The organism is Kurthia sibirica, assembly GCF_003143975.1.
GTDB classification, from domain to species: domain Bacteria; phylum Bacillota; class Bacilli; order Bacillales_A; family Planococcaceae; genus Kurthia; species Kurthia sibirica.
The window spans coordinates 15,520-32,308 of record NZ_QFVR01000003.1 but is presented as its reverse complement, the minus strand read 5'-3'; the positions used below and the strand labels follow the sequence as shown (position 1 = coordinate 32,308).

The window sequence follows — 16,789 nt, the reverse complement described above, 5'->3', positions numbered from 1 at the left end:
GGTATAGTGTATGTTAACGAATAGTAACATATGCTATACCTTTTTTTTTGATTAAAATTTTAAGTGGATCAGCAATGGTATATTAAGCGACATAATTATTCTTATTATTCAAATAAAAAGAATAATTCGAAATATTAATGCCTCATGGTGATTAGAATATGGTATTATATGTATTAAATTAAAAAAGATAAATGAGCTATTTAGGTTTTATTCATGCAAGTAGAGATGAAGTGAATGTAAAGAACCGATGTTGCTAGTTCCGTTGCTTTAGTTTCTTAAATTTATAAAGGATGTGTAATTCTATGAAAATTGCTGTACTCTATGATATTTTAGGTAATTATTTTGCATTGGAAGCTGTTTTAAAAGAAATTGAACATCAGAATATTGATGTTATTATTGTCGGTGGGAATATCGTTTGGGGACCGCACCCTCTAGAAGTGTTAGATTTATTGAGGCAATGTCCGATTAAAAAGCAATTTATCCGAGGTAATACAGAGCGTGAGTTGTTCAATAGCTCTTGTGATGTGATGGCATCGCAAGGTTATTTTAGTGAAATGTATACATGGTGTTTGTCCAAGCTAACAGCACAAGACGTGAAGTGGTTAGGGGCGATGCAAAGTACTTTTGTATATGAAAATATACTGTTTGTTCATGCTTCACCCAGAAGTGATACAGAAGGAATTCGAAAAACAACAGCAGATGCTGAGATTAGTGAAATGTTGAAAAATGTTCAACAAGAAATAGTTGTTTGTGGCCATACATATCGTCAATTTACGCGTGAAATTGGCAATCAGATTGTAGTAAATGCAGGAAGTGTTGGACTTCAGATGGATAGTAAAGGAGCTTGTTGGTTAATGATTGATGATGCGGGTATTCAATTTATGGAGACAGACTATAATTTTGAAATTGCAGCAATGGAAATGATGCATAGTCATTGTCCTCGACGTCAAGAATTTGCCTCACATCTTCTAGAATCTTCGCTTGAATAGGAACGAATTTACAAGAAGAAACGCATATAGTAACTAGTTTGATTACAGAATGGTAGTCAAACTAAAAAAACTGCCCAGTCTCATCATTCTCATGTCAACCAAACTAGAGAAGGAAGATCCTAAAGGGCAGTTTTTATTTTATGAAAAATTGCTGTATTTCTGCACGTCTTTCAGGTGAAAGAATGACATCAAGCTCGCTATGAAGCCAAGCTAATGTTTTACCTTGTAAATACGCATGCATTTGTTGTTCAGCAGCTAACATCGTTAAATTGATAATGCAAGGTGTTTTCTTTACTGTACAGTCGGCGCAGCGTGTCTCAACTTTACTTTCTTTAGCATGTCGTAATATATTTTGACATTGGAAAATGGGTTGCACACCTTCCACTGCGTTTACAACATCTAGAAAAGAAATAGTGTCAGGCGCTGAGGCAAGGGAATAACCACCTTTGACACCAGGTACAGACTTTACAATACCAGCTTTAGATAATTTACCAAAAACTTTTGATAAATAGGTTTCAGAAAGACCTTGAAACTCTGCTAAATCTTTTATGCCAATTGGTTGTTCTTTAGGTAGATCAATTAAATAAGTTAAGCTATGCAAAGCATATTCTACCATGATGCTATATTTCATTTTTATTCACCTACGCTATCGATTCATCTATTCATGTATCGTATCATATTTCCATAGAAATGTTCTATGAAATTTATTGACAACAAATAAGAAAAAGAATAAACTAATTAAAGATAATATTAATCGTCGATTAATATTATCTTTAATTAGGAGGCGTTAATATGACGAGAAGAATTGATTATATGACAATTGCACCAAATGGTTTAAATAAAGTAATGGCTATGGAAGGTTATTTAGCAAAAGAGTCTACAATTGAACAATCATTAGCAGAATTAATAAAAATAAGAGTGTCACAAATTAATGGCTGTGCTTTTTGTCTGCATATGCATACTGCAGATGCACGAAAAAATGGTGAAACAGAACAGCGTATTTATCTATTAAATGCTTGGAAAGAAACATCAATCTATACGGCTAAAGAAAAAGCTGCACTGGCACTAGCTGAAGCGATTACACTTATTTCTACAAATGGTGTATCCGATGAGCTATACGAGGTTGTAAGAACATTTTTTAATGAAAAAGAATTTACCGATCTTGTGTTAGCTATTTCTCAAATCAATGTGTGGAACCGCATTTCAATTTCGATGGCCAATCCAGTCGATTAATAATAAGGATATAAGAAGAATCAACACGCTTGCAGAAAATGTGAGCGTGTTTTTAATTTGCAAAAATTGGTAATTAATAGTATTGTATGAGCAATAGAAACAACAGGAAAAACCGGCTGCTCCGTCATTTGATTATGGATGAAAGTAATGGAGGGGTTTAAAAATGGAGAAAGAAGTAAAAAACATTGCTGTCATTGGAGCTGGGTCTATGGGTCATCAGATTGCTATGCTATCTGTCTTAGGTGGTTTTACTACAAATTTGTATGATGTCGAAGCGGCTGCATTAGATCATGCAGAAAAAGCATTGCAAAAACGGATGACACAATGGCAAGAAAAAGGGAAGATAACAGATGAAAAGAAGTGTGAAGCATTTGCAAAACTACATATGACAACGGATTTGCAACAAGCTGTAAAAGAGGCAGATTTGGTTATTGAGGCGGTCGTCGAAAAACTGGATGTGAAAAGAGAAGTCTTTAAACAATTAGATGTTTTGAGTCCAAGTCATGCGATTTTAGCGACGAATAGTTCCTCCATTGTCAGCTCTAAAGTGGCAGACATTACAAATAGAGCCGAACAAATTTGTAATATGCACTTTTTCTTTCCGCCGTTAGTAATGGATTGTGTGGAAGTGATGCGAAATGAGCAAACATCAGATGCTACTGTCGAAGCAGCATTAGCATATTGTAAAAAGATTAATCGTACAGCTGTACTACTACATAAAGAGATTAACGGCTTTATCGCAAATCGACTTTTACATGCTTTAACAAACGAGGCGTTATATCTCTATGAAAATGGTTATGCAGACTTTAAAGAAATTGATTTAATTGCTAAAAAAGCACTGGCGCATCCAATGGGACCTTTTGAATTGGCGGATTTATCAGGCATAGATGTCGGTTATTTTGCCAATTTACAATTGTTTAAAGAAACAGGAAATATAATTGATCAACCATCAAAAATTGTGGAAGAAAAAGTGAAGGCAGGACATTTGGGTAGAAAGACTGGTAAAGGTTGGTATGATTATAGTTAATCACTGAAAATTTGTAGAATCATTCTATTTGTCACTGTCGAAATTCGTTAGTGAAGCAGATCGAATGATTCTTTTTAGATTGGTGTGTTTGATGAGAAATAGAGGTCTACAAAAGTATGGAATAAAAACGAGTATATTTTTGTGGTTTCAGTCGCATGTTAGGGCGTACACCTAGTTAACTATTTATAGGTATAACCGATAGAATTAACAAGAAGGAGGTGGGCAAATGGAAATTAATACAATTATGTCTCAACAGCTTTTAGAACTTCAGCAAACCATTCAAATGTCTGTCTTAAATAAAGCAATGCATGCTGATACCGAAGGTTTGACTCAATTACTAGCGAGCATACCAGAGGCACAACACCCTTACTTGGGTAAATCATTTGATGTATCTGTCTAACTACTAGTATAGACAATCTATAAAATAAAAGCTGTACCGCTTATTGTCAGATTGGGTGCTACACCTAGTATCTAACAATAAGCGGTACAGTTTTTTATAGCAAAGGTAAATTATACGATTATCGTGGAATATGGCTCAATAAATTTCATTTCGCAGTAGTTCATTATAGGCAGAAAACGTTTTGTGCTATACAATTAATAGGAGACTTCGATAAAAGGGGATATAAGATGAAGAATATTAATATATTGGCACTTATTTGTTTGGTTTTTAGCATTGCATCATTTATTCCTTTGGTTATTTTTAATATAGATAGCTCACTTTGGCTATTTACTTTTATTCTTGCACCAATTGGAGCTATTTTAGCACTATGGGGAAGTAATTATTTTTTATTAATAATCAATGTGATTATGTTTTTTGCAGTATTTCTAATTATGTACGGCCTAGAGTTTATACAAAAATATTTTTCTGTATAATAAAAAAAGTTGCCCAAAATCGTTGATTAATCAACTTTTGGGCAACTTTTTTAATCGTTCTCTAAAGTATTTGTCTAGATTTTTTCCTAGTAGACATATAAATTTATAGGAGGTGGTTATATGAATAGTAGTGAAATAGGTAAAAATCTCATTAAAAAGTATGAGGGCTGTCGATTGAAGGCTTATAAACCAGTGGTTACAGAAAAATATTGGACGATTGGTTGGGGACATTATGGTGCAGAAATATATGAAGGCATGATCATTTCCCAACAGCAAGCGGATGCTTACTTCCTAGTAGATCTAAGAAAATATGAATATTATGTGAATGTCATTCCCATTGTATTTAATCAAAATCAATTTGATGCGCTTGTGTCATTTTGTTATAACTGTGGTGCAAAAAACTTGCAAAGACTATGCGAGGATCGGACAATTTCTTCCATTAGTAAATGGTTGCCTGCCTATAATAAAGCTGGGGGCAAGGTATTAAAAGGGCTTGTACGCAGAAGAGCTGAGGAGAAGGCATTATTTGATCAGGATGCTAGTTCTGGAACTATTACAATGATGCGGGTCACATCAGAAAAGTTGAATATTCGACAAAAACCATCAATGACTGCAGCAATTGTCGGGAAATTATTGAAGGGAAATACCGTACAGGTAGTACATATAGACAAACACCGATGGGCAAAAATCAAGAGTAATGGACAATTTGTTTATGTATCAGCTATTTATTTGGAAAATAGTTAAGGATATTGACAGGGACTGTACTTCGAGTGAATTAAACGTCGCAAAAATACGCGGCAATTACTACTGGAAGTACAGTCCCTGTTTGTTTTTGTGTGGATAGAGAAGTCATTTTGATAGAAATTTTATTTATTTTTCTATTATTTTATTCCTCGTTTTGCAAGGATCAATGATACGAATGCGTTGATGATGAGCAATAATAGGAAAAATGATGCACAAATAATAATTGTCCAATCAAAAAAATCTGGCTGACTCCAATTGACATTATAAATCAATATATAGGCAGCGATGCCAATGAAGGCTAAGTTATAAAGTATTTTCATAAGTTTATGTGAGCCTCTTCCATATAGAATAAGTTGATTTTACCATTTTATATAGAAGAGGTGAATGCTAAATAAAACAATACTGTGTCAAAAAGATAAAAGTCAGAATATTTAAAACTGTATCAATTATAAAGAAATTACAATGATACAGTAATTGGTCACGCTTTCATCTGCATACTTCATTAAAATAAGTCGAAAAGCTATCTTTTAAAAGGGAATTGAGTTATTATTAAGAAAGAGATATAAATGGACGAATAAATATATAATACAGCTTAGTATAAGGAGATAGTACAGATGTCAAAAGAAATAATCAATTTTGTTGAACTAATTAAAAGCCAATTATTAATGGACTTATCAACTAAGAACGTGGCGGATTTAGAAAGTATTGCCAATCATTTAATCGCACGTCATAAAACAGATATGCGTGATATTTGCCAAGCATATGAAGTTGTAAAACATTCTTTAATAGGCTAGATTCACAGAAATGCTCGTAGCATATTCATTATGCTATGAGCATTTTTCTATTTATTCCTGGTTTTAAATAGTTGAAATCCCATTGAATTATAGTACGATAGAGTGGAATAGAAATGAAAAGATAAGGTGATAATTATGCCAGCATTAACAATGGATCAAGTATTAATGCTTGATTCTTACAAAGTCTATACGACAGAACCCAAACGAACACTCTTTACATTAGAAAGATTAAGTAAGGAGTTTTTTCAAGAAGAGTTTGGTGATTTAATGCAAGGAATCACAAATGCATCGTCTAAAGTAGCGGCTGTTTCGCATTTTACGAAGCGTTATGGTCAATTTATAGCTATGCAGTTTTATATGTTCACAGCTTATGATGAAATATGGGATGGTGATTTTAATGACTTGCAATTTGATGCGACTGAAGAGTTTGGACAGTATACGGTTTGCATGTTTGCGAATCCAAATGATTGGCGTTATGTAAATGATGACGATAGAGTAGCAGAAATGCACGCTATCCTTCAAAAGCAATGTCATGAAATTGTTTTAGCAATGCGCTATACAAGCGCCATATCACCTAAAATTATCTGGGAAAATATATTTGTTCATATCACGAATATCTATGCTAAATTAGTGCAAGATGTACAGTTGGCAGATAAAGTGATGCGGGATCTTGAACTTTTGGAAGATGCGCCAGTTTGGCAAGGCATTGCACAAAGGTCTTTGTATTATGACTATACGCAAGGGCGTTCGCCATCAGAACTCGTCAATAAACCAATTCGTAAAAGTTGCTGTTTATCCAAGGATGTTCCTGGATTGGCTGAATGTGGCTACTGCCCATTGGGCTAATGAATCATACTACTGGAGGGAAATAATGATACGACAAGAACGAGCAAGTGATTATAATGAAATACATGAAGTAATAAAAGAAGCTTTTAAAACTGTTGAAAATAGCGATCATCGAGAACCTATTCTCGTCGATAAATTACGTCAGACGGATGCGTATATGAAAGAGCTTGCATTAGTTTATATTGAAGACAATAAAATTGTTGGACATATTTGTTATTCAGAGTGCTTTATAGGAGAACATCCTGTTTTAGCATTAGCACCAGTTAGCGTCCTACCTGCTTATCAAAATAAGGGGATTGGCACAGCCTTAATAGAAGCGTCATTAGAACGAGCAAAATGGAGCGGTTTTTCAGCAGTCATTGTAGTGGGGCATGCAGATTATTACCCACGATTTGGTTTTCAACAAGTAGATACAACAGCTATTTCTTTACCATTTGAAGTACCAGCAGAAAATTTTATGATTCTACCATTATATAAAGGTTCTTTAACAGATGTCATGGGTGAAGTAGTATATGCGGCACCATTTACTGAATAGTATGTCAGAAAGAGCCTGAGACAAACGTATTTTCAACAGAGAAAATCCCGTATGATTTTTCAAAATCATATGGGATTATTCATTTCAATCCGTTTGCACTGCGAAAAACGTTTTCCGCGGACATGGCTTCAAACGCCTCGTCACTGCGTTCTTGGGGGAGGGGCAGCTCATGCTATTCCCGCAGGCGTCGTTTTCTGCGCGTTCAATTGATTTGATGATTCATATGGGAGACATACTATTTTTGTTCTGTCCCAAGCTCTTTTAATGGCAGGAAAGTACATTTTTTTCCTGTGAAACTTTTTAATGGAAATAACGTTATAATTAATTGAAGTGCTATCATACAGAGCTGTGAAAAGTAGGTTAATAAATATATGGAGAGTGAATGAATGTGATACGAAAATAATGTGAAATAAGTAAAATTAGGGGGATTGAGATAGATTTTATTAGAAAGCCGTGGTTCATTGCCTTGGTCGTGGTCATGATTACATTAGCAACCTTATTCATCATACCGGTAGAAAAACGTCATTATGGTCTACAACAAGATAGTTTGACGACAGATTACACGGGCTTATTACCACAAAAAGTGCAGGCAATCGAACGGGCGAAAAATAGACAACAGCTTGTGGATCTTGTGAAATTAGCAAACAAAGAAGGCAAAAAACTGTCGATTGCAGGCGTGCAACATTCACAAGGAGGACATACATATTATAAGGATGCGATTGTTATCGATATGAAATCTTTTAATCGTATTCTTGAAGTAAATAGGGAGAAAAAACAAGTGACTGTCGAAGCAGGGGCACTTATTTCGGATGTGCAAACAGCGGTAGCAAAACAGGGGTTGGCAATGAAAGTAACACAATCACTGCCGATTTTCACAGTAGGTGGTTCGCTCTCTGTTAATGGACATGGTCGAGATATACGCCATGGCTCGATGGCTTCTACAGTAGCTAAAATGACAATTATCACACCAACAGGCCAATTGAAAGAACTCCATCGTCAAACGGATAAAAAAGAAATGTCCTATATTCTTGGTGGGTACGGCCTTTTTGGTATTATCATCGATGTTACATTTGATGTCGTTGACGATACGATTTATCGCTATGAATCACAAGAGATGAATGTACGCAATTATGAAAACTATTTGAAAAAAGTTCTCGCCACACCAACTATTGCGATGCATTATGCAAGATTAAGTGTGGACCCCAAACATTTCTTAGACGAGATGTACGTGATGAATTATATCGACACAGCGAAAAAACCGCTAATTGAGCCATTAAAAGAAGAGAGTCTGGTCCATCTGTCAAAATGGGGATTAGATGTTGGCAGGCAGGGTGGAAAATGGGAAACTGCATTTTGGGCAATGCAAAAAAAATTATTTGCCTATCAATCTGGTAAGACAATTACGCGTAATAATGCAATGCGCTCCGAATCTACTTTTATGGAATATACAAAACTAGGTTCCGTGGAAGTGTTGCAAGAATTTTTCATTCCAATCGATGAATTTGATGAATTTGTCGCAGATTTGAAAAAGTGGATTCCTCAAGATGATAAAAATGAAGAGGTGAAATTGCATAATATCACGCTACGTATCGTGTCAAATGATGAATCAACTGCCTTAAACTATGCAAAAGAGCCGATGATTGCTTTTGTGTTGCTCATCCAACATCCAACATCTGATCAAGGGATTGAAGCAGCTAAAAGTTTTATTCAACAATGGACAGATGCCGCCTTATTACACCGTGGTACGTATTACTTACCTTACTACCCCTATCAAACATTGGCACAATTTGAGGCTGCTTATCCGCATGCAAAAGATAGTAAAAAGATGAAGTTATTGCAGGATCCAAATGAGGTTTTTTATAATAATTTCTATAAAAATTACTTGCAGCAGGTGAATCAATGAGTCGGTATTTCCCGTTGGTTATGACAGTTGGTAGTGCACTGGTATTTCCATATTATATTATTTGGTTAAAAAATAGCAGTTTAACTTTTCCGATGTTTGCTTGGTTTTTTGCTATTCATTCCTTTGCTGCGGCACTTGGTTATGTTGTTTGTCATAAATGGTCTACGCCCAGTATTTATTGGTTATACGGTGTAATGGGACTTGTTTTTGTAGGAGTAGGCTTCTCCGAAAATAACATGTCTGTCTTCTTGTATCTTGTACTAATGACGCAGCTTATACTGGGGTTTTTACAAGGGTATTTTCGTGCATGGCATATTACACAGCCGTTATATTCGATACATGCAGTAAGTAATTATTTACTCGTAGGCTTTGCGATGTTAGGTGTATCATTTATACGATTCGTTTCACCACAACAAATTATTCTACTATTTGGTATCGTATTAATTGTTTGTTTTTTTTCTGGTGCAGTTTGTGAGAAAAAACCAAAATCTGAGGAAAAGGCTATATAATAGCAGCTTGAGTAAACCATTTCTTAATGGTCTCAAGCTTTTTTTATTTCGCAAAAAAACAAAGAATTGAAAAAAAAATGATGAATGTTTTAGGGTAAATTAACAAGATTTAAGAGAAAAGAAATGGTAAAATAGTGGAAATAAATGAAGGGGTGAAAAGACATGGATGTTAAAGTTGTCGATTATCAGGATAGTTGGACGGAGGAATATAATCTAGAAAAAAACAGTCTGCAATTGCGCTTACAAGAACAATTAATTCGCTGTTTTCATATTGGCAGTACATCAATTAAGGGCTTGCGTGCGAAACCAGTCATTGACCTTTTACTAATCGTCAAAGATTTAGAATATTTGGATCGACTTTCTCAGCAAATGAAAATAGATGGTTATGAAGTTATGGGAGAATTCGGCATTCGCGGTCGTCGTTACTTTAGAAAGGGTGGAGCGGAAAGAACACACCATATTCATGCATTTAAGTTCGATAATATTACAGAAATAGTAAGGCATATAGCTTTTCGCGATTACTTACAAGAAAATAAAGAAAGACGACAGCAATATAGTGCATTAAAAAGTCATCTTGCATCACAGTATCCATATGATATAAAGCGCTACATAGATGGGAAAAATGCACTCATTAAGGATATTGAGAGAGAAGCATTAATTTGGTACTGGTTGGATCGTTAATACATATTTGTACTTTACAAAATTTAAAGACATAAAAAAATTCTAATTTCCTCCTATTTATAGAGTGGAAATTAGAATTTTTTATAGACCAGATTAAAAAGAGTGCTCAAATTTAGTATGAATCCCAAACGGTATCTAATTGTGTACTATAAAAATTAATTGCTTTTTTATAAAGTAAAATTTCTTCATCTTTAGTCGTATTTACAAGCAATTGCAATAAAATTGTCATGGCTTCAGAATGACGATCTAAATTATATAATGTCATGGCATAAAATGTTTTAAATGATCCATTATTTGGTGAAATACCGATTGCTTTTTCAAAGATAGTAGCAGCTTTTTCATACATACCTAAAGAGCGACAAGTACTACCATAACCTAAGTAAGCAGCTTCAATATAGTCGTCATCTAAGCCAATTTGCAATGCTTGTTCATAATGAATAATTGCTTGTTTTTCCATGCTTAAATTATCATAACACCAAGCCATTTGATAATGATAGTATGCATTAAACGGCTCTTTTGAAAGTAGCTGTAGCATGGTGGTTTTTGCCTCTTCGTAATGGCCATTTTTACGGAAATCTAACATTCTTTCGATACTCATAATGAGCAACTCCTTTAGGGGAAATAGTAAGTTGAACTTGTTACCATTTCATTATATAGTTATTTTTATGTTGAAAATTTAAAATAATGATAAAAATAGGTATTTTTCATCTGCTAGTCATCTATTATTTTTTGCTAGCATATGTCTCTCTATTCTAAAAAAGCTTTCTCGTAAATAAAATCATAAAGAATATTGCCGAACTTTCAAGCCAATAAAAGTAAATTATCTAATGAAACTAGCATTCACAAATTCAGTACAGTTCGTTGATGCTAAATAGTTAATCGACAGTGCTTATAGCGGGACGGACGTATTCAAGTTAATACTAATAAAGTAAATAATACCATTATATAAAGAAAATTAAATATTTTCTGATAATTCATTGACATTATGTTTTAAATAGTCTATTATTCTAAACAATCAGATAATTCAAATAAGCAAAGATTGAAAGTAGTAGAGATCAATCATCTTCTTTAGAGAGCTAATGGTCGGTGAAAATTAGCGAAGGTTTGACTCGAACTCGTTCATGAGCAAGCAGCCTGAAATGAACAGTAGGGCGGCACGGATTCCTCCGTTAGCAGGATAGGAGTTAGTTTTTGACTCCGATGAGTGGATGGATTGGTGACAATCCATCAATTAGAGTGGTACCGCGAGCAATGTCTCGTCTCTATTATGTACGTAATAGAGACGGGATTTTTTTGATGTTTTAAGAAAATGAAAAGAAAGAAGGAGAAAAATTATGTCTAAGAAAATTTGGCTATTTGATACAACACTACGCGATGGAGAACAAGTACCGGGAGCGAAGTTAAACTTATATGAAAAACTAGAAGTAGCTCACCAACTAAAAAAACTACAAGTGGATATTATCGAAGCAGGTTTTCCAGCTTCCTCAGAAGGTGATTTTAATGCCGTAAAACAAATAGCACAAAAAGTAGGGAACACAGATGATCTTATGATTACGGCTCTCGCACGTGCTGTTAAAGGTGACATCGATGCAGTATATGAATCGGTTAAGTATGCAGAAAGTCCAATGATTCATATGGTGCTTGGCACATCGGATATTCATGTAGAGAAAAAATTCTCTAAATCTAAAGATCAAATTTTACAGATTGGTATTGATGCTGTGAAATATGCAAAAACATTAATGCCACAAATACAATATTCAACTGAGGATGCCTCACGCTCCGACTTTGAATACTTATGGAAGACAATTGAAGCGGTTATGAAAGCTGGTGCGACAATGATTAATGTGCCAGATACTGTGGGATATGCAGTTCCAGAAGAATTTGGAGCAATGATTGCGAAACTGAATGATCGTATGAAAAACCTAGATGATTCGGTATTATTGAGTGTTCACTGTCATAATGATTTGGGGATGGCCACAGCCAATACACTTGCGGCCATTAAAAATGGTGCAGACAAAGTGGAATGTACAATCAATGGTATCGGGGAACGTGCCGGTAATGCAGCACTAGAGGAAGTAGTCATGGCATTGTCAACGCGTCATAATTATTTTGATGCCTATACACGAGTCAATAAAAAAGAAATTATGAACACGTCACGTATCGTTTCTAGTTTAATGGGAATTGATGTTCAAGTGAATAAGGCAATCACTGGCGACAATGCATTTGCTCACTCTTCTGGTATTCATCAAGATGGGCTATTAAAATCGAGAGATGCTTATGAAATTGTTAGCCCGACTGAAGTTGGACTTGATGATATGGAATTAGTACTGACTGCACGTTCTGGTCGTCATGCAGTTAAAAATGCACTTGAAAATCTATCAATTGGTCATTTGACAGAAGAACATTTTGAAGAAATATTTGCTGATTTCTTGAAATTAGCAGATGCTAAAAAAGAAGTGTATGATCATGATTTGTTCATATTAGTTGAAAATTATTTTAACAAACAAACCTCTAGTGAAAAAGTAAATCTGCATAGTGATAAATTTTACCACTTAGAAGATATTCAAGTAATTTCTAATCCGATTTTCCCTTCAGCAAGCGTTAAAGTGCGAAAAGGTGACGAAGTATTTAAAGCTTCAACAGTCGGTACAGGTTCAATTGATGCGCTTTATTCTGCGCTACAAGAGGTGACAGAATTTGAAGTGAAATTGATGGAATATAAAATATCAAGTGTATCACGTGGGAAAGAAGCGCTTGGTAAAGTAAAACTTCAAGTACAATATAACGGACAGACTTATATAGCAAAAGCTTCCGATACAGATGTCATTAAAGCATCAGCACTAGCTTATATTAACGCAATCAATACAATCGTTGTCGATAACTTCATCTATATTCCACAAACTGTCTAATATCCTTTGACTTTCCGTTATGAATAGATGATGATAGTGTTGTACAACCAAAACAAATGAATACACAAACAATCACTACTAGGGGTGCCTTATGGGCTGAGAAAGCAACTGCTTAACCCTCTAACTTGATGCAGTTCGAACTGCCGGAAGGAAGAAGTGACAGTATCATTTATGCCATTTTTAAGCGTAAATTATAGTCGCGATTTTCTTTTATAGGAATCGTGACTTTTTTTATTGCCTTCCTTGTTTGTGGGAAAAGAGGAAAAGATGATGAAATTTTCAGATGAGTTAATCGCAGGCATTAATAAGACGTGGAGAGCCAACCATAGCCATCCATTTGTACAGGGAATTGGCCATGGAACACTAGAACCAGGAAAATTTAAATATTATTTGATTCAAGATTATTTATATTTGATTCAATATGCTAAGGTGTATGCTCTTGGTATACAAAAAGCATCGGATTTATCGACAATGACAGAGTTATCGAACAGTGTAAATTATATATTAGCAGGAGAGATGGCCCTTCACCGGCAATATGCGGAGCGTTTTGGTGTGACAGCGCAAGATTTTGAAGAAGCAATTGAAGCGCCAACGACGATTGCTTATACGCGTTATATGCTTGCTGAAGCTCAAAATGGTTCATTAGCACATGTTATTGCAGCGGTGCTTCCATGCGCTATTAGCTATGCTGAAATTGGTGCCGAATTGGCTGCAATACCAGGCTCTCTAGAGCATCCTTTATATGGAGACTGGATCCGTACATATAGCAGTGATGATTTTGCTAAAAGTGTACAAGCGACTGTGGATTTAATGGATAGATTAGCCATTGACCTGCAGGGGGTGGAACGTGATAAATTAAAGGAAATCTTTTTGACAACGACAAGATTTGAATATTTATTCTGGGATATGGGAAATGATGTAGTGGATTGGCCACAAAATTTATTAGATGCAGTAACAGAAACAGTCTAATTATGGAACACTTGACTAAGTTTTATAGGTCAAGTGTTTTTATTTATTGCAAAGAAAAATTTCTTGTTGGGTATATATATATATTATTTAGGTATTTTATCCCTTAAAAGATATTCATTACAGGAATGATAATAAAAAAGTACTGAAAATAGTAAATAACACTGTAGTTTAATGGTGAAACACTTATAATTAGAGTAAATACTGGCGATATAATTTTTTGAAAAAAGGGAATAAGGCTAGAGAGGGTGAGGTGGAGTTGTGAAAAAAATCGTAGCAATGACAGTATATATATGTATATTTATCATTTTTTCACTACCAGCTTCAGCGAATCATCAAACAGAATTAAATATTGAAGATGCAAAATATAGTGACTTCAAGACAACTTTAGATGGTCAATGGCTCTACTTTGAACACCAGTTATTAACGCCTCAAAGGGCTGCTATTTATTATAATATTGATGCAGGTCATGTAGTAAGTGTCCCACATAAATTTAAAATGAAAACTGGGACTGCGCAAGGTTATGCTACATATGTTACGAAACTCAAGCTACCTAAGCATTTTATCGGTAAAAGATTAACGATTAATATACCCTTTCAATATAGTGCATATCAGTTTTACGTCAATGAACGTTTAGCGATGAAAAATGGTGTGGTTGGTGTGAGTAAAAAAACATCTCGTCAAAGATTAGCACCTAAAAATTTTAGTTTTACTGTCCCAGAAAATCAGACTATTTTATTAACAATGCAAATATCGAATTTTGATAATATACGTGGAGGATTTGAAAAAAGTGTAACAATTGGTAATGATAAAATAATGAATGCTAGTATGTATCGTCAACTATTCCTTTATTTTTTCTTGTTTGGTAGCATCTCACTCATGGCTATTTTTTCTATTTTATTTTCATTATTTAGACGACAGGATCGAGTTTATTTAGTATTTGGTTTGTTTTGTCTTTCTATCGTTTTTAGAGGTTTGTTTGCAGAGCCGTATTTGTACACACTAATATTGGATCCAATCAATTGGTTAGTCGCTTCTAAAATTGCGTATGTGTCTGCTGAAATTTCTATTTTTCTCTATATTGTTTACGTGGCACAATATTTCAAAAATAGTATACCTAAGCGGTTTTTACAATATAATATAATCATTAGTATAGCGATGGTTATAGTGACGATCATCAGCGCTCAGCAGATCTATCAATTTCTTTTTTCGACAGTGTACTCCACGCTATTCCTTGTGTATTTTTATATGCTCTATTGTATTATTCGTAAAATTAGTTGGAAGGATCAAAATGCGGTTTTAACACTAATTGGTATGTTTATCGTCTTTATCGGAGGAATTCATGATATTTATGTCGTAATTACATCACCAAATTCAACGCAATACTCCTTTGTGTTACTCGGTGTATTTGTTGCGATTCAAAGTTTTATTTTCTGTCGTTATTTCGCAAAACAATGGTTAAAGGTAGAGGAATTGAACGAGGAATTACTTCAATTAAATACAACGCTAGATGACAAAATTCAAATCCGTACACAGCAACTAGTTGAAACGAATATTAAACTACAAAAATTAGCTTATTTAGATGGTTTAACAGGTGCTTTTAATCGCCATTTTTTCAATAAAAACTTAAAAAACCTTTTTTATAAAAATAAGGAAACCGGCGAATGTTTGTCCGTTATTATTATCGATGTAGATGAGTTCAAGCGATATAATGATTATTATGGGCATGTAAAAGGTGATGCTTTACTAAAACGCCTTGTTGAAGTATTGGTTGATAATTTACCATTGGGTGCTCAGTTTGTCCGTTATGGCGGTGAAGAATTTGCTGTACTTCTCGATAATATACAAAGAGATGAAGCGTATGCTGTGGCAGAAAAACTACGCGCCTGTATTGAAGAGCAACATATGGAGCATAAAGGACGTCAATTTGGAGAGGTGACGATTAGTGTAGGTGGCACAACACTCTGCAGTAATAACTATGAAGATGAGTTAGAGCTATTGTCTGAAGCGGATCGTCAACTGTATTTGGCGAAGACAGCTGGTCGTAATCGCGTATTTTTCAACTAATAACATAAAACACATCAAATAGTCAGGCTACTATTTGGTGTGTTTTTCTATTCATATTTGCGATTATATAGTTAATAATGCTAAATAAAGGAAATTTTCTACTCTAGCAATAGCGTTAATAAACGAAGTGCTTATACTGTAATCTATTCCTAGCGTACAGACCAATATATTATTTTAGTAGAACAAGTAATTTGATAAGTGAAGTTGGTTGACTCTGTTTAGAAAATATGATATCTTTAATTCAAGATAAATCAATTCAAGATAAAAGAAGGTGTATTAAGTGACTGAAAATAAGTCTTTAAAATCATTGACTGTTTTATTACGAGCAGCACAAACGATTGAAAGTGTTATTCGCAAAGATATGCAGCAATACAATATTAACTTGAATGAATTTGCTGTACTAGAGTTGTTATACCATAAGGGGGAACAACCTATTCAGCGAATTGGAGATAAAATACTCATTACGAGCGGCAGTATTACATATATTGTCGATAAGCTTGAAAAAAGAGGTTTCGTAGAACGAATTGCTTGTCCGACTGATCGACGTGTAACTTTTACTGCTATTACAAAGGCAGGTCACGCTTTTATAGAAACTATTTTTCCGCAGCATGAACAACTTGTAGCGGAAATGTTTTCACCCCTATCAGATGTGGAAAAGGATACAATGATCGACTTAATAAAAAAAGTTGGCTATCATAGCAAAAACTTATAAT

The 16,789-nt window shown here is 34.5% G+C and carries 19 protein-coding genes, 1 riboswitch and 1 other annotated feature; of the genes, 16 read left to right on the top strand and 3 right to left on the bottom strand.

Annotated elements, in window-relative coordinates; genetic code table 11:
- The first annotated feature begins 302 nt into the window (after window positions 1-302).
- Window positions 303-989 carry a metallophosphoesterase family protein gene (locus DEX24_RS02985; RefSeq protein ID WP_170112820.1) on the top strand — a complete coding sequence of 229 codons (687 nt, stop codon included), beginning with the start codon at window positions 303-305 and terminating at the stop codon, window positions 987-989.
- A gap of 133 nt (window positions 990-1,122) precedes the next feature.
- Here DEX24_RS02985 and DEX24_RS02980 read toward each other — a convergent pair whose 3' ends face one another.
- Complete coding sequence (locus DEX24_RS02980; RefSeq protein ID WP_109304920.1) at window positions 1,123-1,620, bottom strand: RrF2 family transcriptional regulator; 498 nt, start codon at window positions 1,618-1,620, stop codon at window positions 1,123-1,125.
- A 161-nt stretch (window positions 1,621-1,781) separates the two neighbouring features.
- Here DEX24_RS02980 and DEX24_RS02975 point away from each other — a divergent pair, with 161 nt between their 5' ends.
- From DEX24_RS02975 to DEX24_RS02955, 5 genes are all read left to right on the top strand, one after another.
- Window positions 1,782-2,222 (top strand): carboxymuconolactone decarboxylase family protein, encoded by a 441-nt coding sequence (locus DEX24_RS02975; RefSeq protein ID WP_109304919.1) that lies wholly within the window; start codon window positions 1,782-1,784, stop codon window positions 2,220-2,222.
- A 163-nt stretch (window positions 2,223-2,385) separates the two neighbouring features.
- Window positions 2,386-3,249, top strand: coding sequence for a 3-hydroxyacyl-CoA dehydrogenase family protein (locus DEX24_RS02970; RefSeq protein ID WP_109304918.1), 864 nt, complete (start codon window positions 2,386-2,388; stop codon window positions 3,247-3,249).
- A gap of 226 nt (window positions 3,250-3,475) precedes the next feature.
- Window positions 3,476-3,649: a putative motility protein gene (locus tag DEX24_RS02965; protein WP_109304917.1), complete on the top strand. Its 174-nt coding sequence runs from the start codon at window positions 3,476-3,478 to the stop codon at window positions 3,647-3,649.
- A gap of 227 nt (window positions 3,650-3,876) precedes the next feature.
- Window positions 3,877-4,122, top strand: a complete 246-nt coding sequence (locus tag DEX24_RS02960; protein ID WP_109304916.1) for a hypothetical protein — start codon at window positions 3,877-3,879, stop codon at window positions 4,120-4,122.
- A gap of 120 nt (window positions 4,123-4,242) precedes the next feature.
- Window positions 4,243-4,866 carry a glycoside hydrolase family protein gene (locus DEX24_RS02955; RefSeq protein ID WP_109304915.1) on the top strand — a complete coding sequence of 208 codons (624 nt, stop codon included), beginning with the start codon at window positions 4,243-4,245 and terminating at the stop codon, window positions 4,864-4,866.
- A 137-nt stretch (window positions 4,867-5,003) separates the two neighbouring features.
- On the opposite strand, the gene DEX24_RS02950 is transcribed toward DEX24_RS02955, so the two are convergent.
- Window positions 5,004-5,186, bottom strand: coding sequence for a hypothetical protein (locus DEX24_RS02950; protein WP_109304914.1), 183 nt, complete (start codon window positions 5,184-5,186; stop codon window positions 5,004-5,006).
- A gap of 294 nt (window positions 5,187-5,480) precedes the next feature.
- Between DEX24_RS02950 and DEX24_RS02945 the strand changes: the two genes are divergently transcribed.
- From DEX24_RS02945 to DEX24_RS02920, 6 genes are all read left to right on the top strand, one after another.
- Entirely contained in the window at window positions 5,481-5,660 is a 180-nt protein-coding gene (locus DEX24_RS02945; protein ID WP_109304913.1) for a hypothetical protein, read from the top strand.
- Window positions 5,661-5,795: 135 nt separating this feature from the next.
- The gene (locus tag DEX24_RS02940; protein ID WP_109304912.1) at window positions 5,796-6,506 is read left to right on the top strand and encodes a Fe-S oxidoreductase; all 711 of its coding nucleotides are present in this window, start codon (window positions 5,796-5,798) and stop codon (window positions 6,504-6,506) included.
- A 25-nt stretch (window positions 6,507-6,531) separates the two neighbouring features.
- Complete coding sequence (locus DEX24_RS02935; RefSeq protein ID WP_109304911.1) at window positions 6,532-7,041, top strand: GNAT family N-acetyltransferase; 510 nt, start codon at window positions 6,532-6,534, stop codon at window positions 7,039-7,041.
- 478 nt (window positions 7,042-7,519) lie between these two features.
- Entirely contained in the window at window positions 7,520-8,944 is a 1,425-nt protein-coding gene (locus DEX24_RS02930) for an FAD-binding oxidoreductase (protein WP_109304910.1), read from the top strand.
- Window positions 8,941-9,453 carry a hypothetical protein gene (locus DEX24_RS02925; protein ID WP_109304909.1) on the top strand — a complete coding sequence of 171 codons (513 nt, stop codon included), beginning with the start codon at window positions 8,941-8,943 and terminating at the stop codon, window positions 9,451-9,453. Before DEX24_RS02930 ends, DEX24_RS02925 begins: the two co-directional genes overlap by 4 nt.
- Window positions 9,454-9,615: 162 nt before the next feature.
- Window positions 9,616-10,134, top strand: coding sequence for a GrpB family protein (locus tag DEX24_RS02920; RefSeq protein WP_109304908.1), 519 nt, complete (start codon window positions 9,616-9,618; stop codon window positions 10,132-10,134).
- A 112-nt stretch (window positions 10,135-10,246) separates the two neighbouring features.
- Here the strand turns inward: DEX24_RS02920 and DEX24_RS02915 are convergent, their stop codons facing one another.
- Window positions 10,247-10,732: a tetratricopeptide repeat protein gene (locus DEX24_RS02915; protein WP_109304907.1), complete on the bottom strand. Its 486-nt coding sequence runs from the start codon at window positions 10,730-10,732 to the stop codon at window positions 10,247-10,249.
- A gap of 428 nt (window positions 10,733-11,160) precedes the next feature.
- Window positions 11,161-11,401, top strand: a binding site (T-box leader).
- Window positions 11,402-11,468: 67 nt separating this feature from the next.
- On the opposite strand from DEX24_RS02915, the gene DEX24_RS02910 reads away from it, so the two are divergent.
- The 4 genes from DEX24_RS02910 to DEX24_RS02895 all read left to right on the top strand — a co-directional run bounded on the left by DEX24_RS02910 (window position 11,469) and on the right by DEX24_RS02895 (window position 16,788).
- The gene (locus tag DEX24_RS02910) at window positions 11,469-13,043 is read left to right on the top strand and encodes a 2-isopropylmalate synthase (RefSeq protein WP_109304906.1); all 1,575 of its coding nucleotides are present in this window, start codon (window positions 11,469-11,471) and stop codon (window positions 13,041-13,043) included.
- A 70-nt stretch (window positions 13,044-13,113) separates the two neighbouring features.
- A riboswitch (TPP riboswitch) is annotated at window positions 13,114-13,212 on the top strand.
- Window positions 13,213-13,313: 101 nt separating this feature from the next.
- Complete coding sequence (gene tenA, locus DEX24_RS02905; protein WP_109304905.1) at window positions 13,314-14,012, top strand: thiaminase II; 699 nt, start codon at window positions 13,314-13,316, stop codon at window positions 14,010-14,012.
- 258 nt (window positions 14,013-14,270) lie between these two features.
- Window positions 14,271-16,076 (top strand): sensor domain-containing diguanylate cyclase, encoded by a 1,806-nt coding sequence (locus DEX24_RS02900; protein WP_109304904.1) that lies wholly within the window; start codon window positions 14,271-14,273, stop codon window positions 16,074-16,076.
- Window positions 16,077-16,356: 280 nt separating this feature from the next.
- The gene (locus DEX24_RS02895; protein WP_170112819.1) at window positions 16,357-16,788 is read left to right on the top strand and encodes a MarR family winged helix-turn-helix transcriptional regulator; all 432 of its coding nucleotides are present in this window, start codon (window positions 16,357-16,359) and stop codon (window positions 16,786-16,788) included.
- The last annotated feature ends 1 nt before the right edge of the window (window position 16,789 follow it).

Bases quoted from the DNA above. Each gene is read 5' to 3' on its own strand.
- DEX24_RS02965 (WP_109304917.1), top strand. From the start codon at position 3,476: ATGGAAATTAATACAATTATGTCTCAACAGCTTTTAGAACTTCAGCAA.
- DEX24_RS02925 (WP_109304909.1), top strand. From the start codon at position 8,941: ATGAGTCGGTATTTCCCGTTGGTTATGACAGTTGGTAGTGCACTGGTA.
- DEX24_RS02935 (WP_109304911.1), top strand. From the start codon at position 6,532: ATGATACGACAAGAACGAGCAAGTGATTATAATGAAATACATGAAGTA.
- DEX24_RS02975 (WP_109304919.1), top strand. From the start codon at position 1,782: ATGACGAGAAGAATTGATTATATGACAATTGCACCAAATGGTTTAAAT.
- DEX24_RS02950 (WP_109304914.1), bottom strand. From the start codon at position 5,186: ATGAAAATACTTTATAACTTAGCCTTCATTGGCATCGCTGCCTATATA.
- DEX24_RS02960 (WP_109304916.1), top strand. From the start codon at position 3,877: ATGAAGAATATTAATATATTGGCACTTATTTGTTTGGTTTTTAGCATT.
- tenA (WP_109304905.1), top strand. From the start codon at position 13,314: ATGAAATTTTCAGATGAGTTAATCGCAGGCATTAATAAGACGTGGAGA.
- DEX24_RS02955 (WP_109304915.1), top strand. From the start codon at position 4,243: ATGAATAGTAGTGAAATAGGTAAAAATCTCATTAAAAAGTATGAGGGC.
- DEX24_RS02980 (WP_109304920.1), bottom strand. From the start codon at position 1,620: ATGAAATATAGCATCATGGTAGAATATGCTTTGCATAGCTTAACTTAT.
- DEX24_RS02920 (WP_109304908.1), top strand. From the start codon at position 9,616: ATGGATGTTAAAGTTGTCGATTATCAGGATAGTTGGACGGAGGAATAT.
- DEX24_RS02945 (WP_109304913.1), top strand. From the start codon at position 5,481: ATGTCAAAAGAAATAATCAATTTTGTTGAACTAATTAAAAGCCAATTA.
- DEX24_RS02970 (WP_109304918.1), top strand. From the start codon at position 2,386: ATGGAGAAAGAAGTAAAAAACATTGCTGTCATTGGAGCTGGGTCTATG.
- DEX24_RS02915 (WP_109304907.1), bottom strand. From the start codon at position 10,732: ATGAGTATCGAAAGAATGTTAGATTTCCGTAAAAATGGCCATTACGAA.
- DEX24_RS02940 (WP_109304912.1), top strand. From the start codon at position 5,796: ATGCCAGCATTAACAATGGATCAAGTATTAATGCTTGATTCTTACAAA.
- DEX24_RS02930 (WP_109304910.1), top strand. From the start codon at position 7,520: ATGATTACATTAGCAACCTTATTCATCATACCGGTAGAAAAACGTCAT.
- DEX24_RS02910 (WP_109304906.1), top strand. From the start codon at position 11,469: ATGTCTAAGAAAATTTGGCTATTTGATACAACACTACGCGATGGAGAA.
- DEX24_RS02985 (WP_170112820.1), top strand. From the start codon at position 303: ATGAAAATTGCTGTACTCTATGATATTTTAGGTAATTATTTTGCATTG.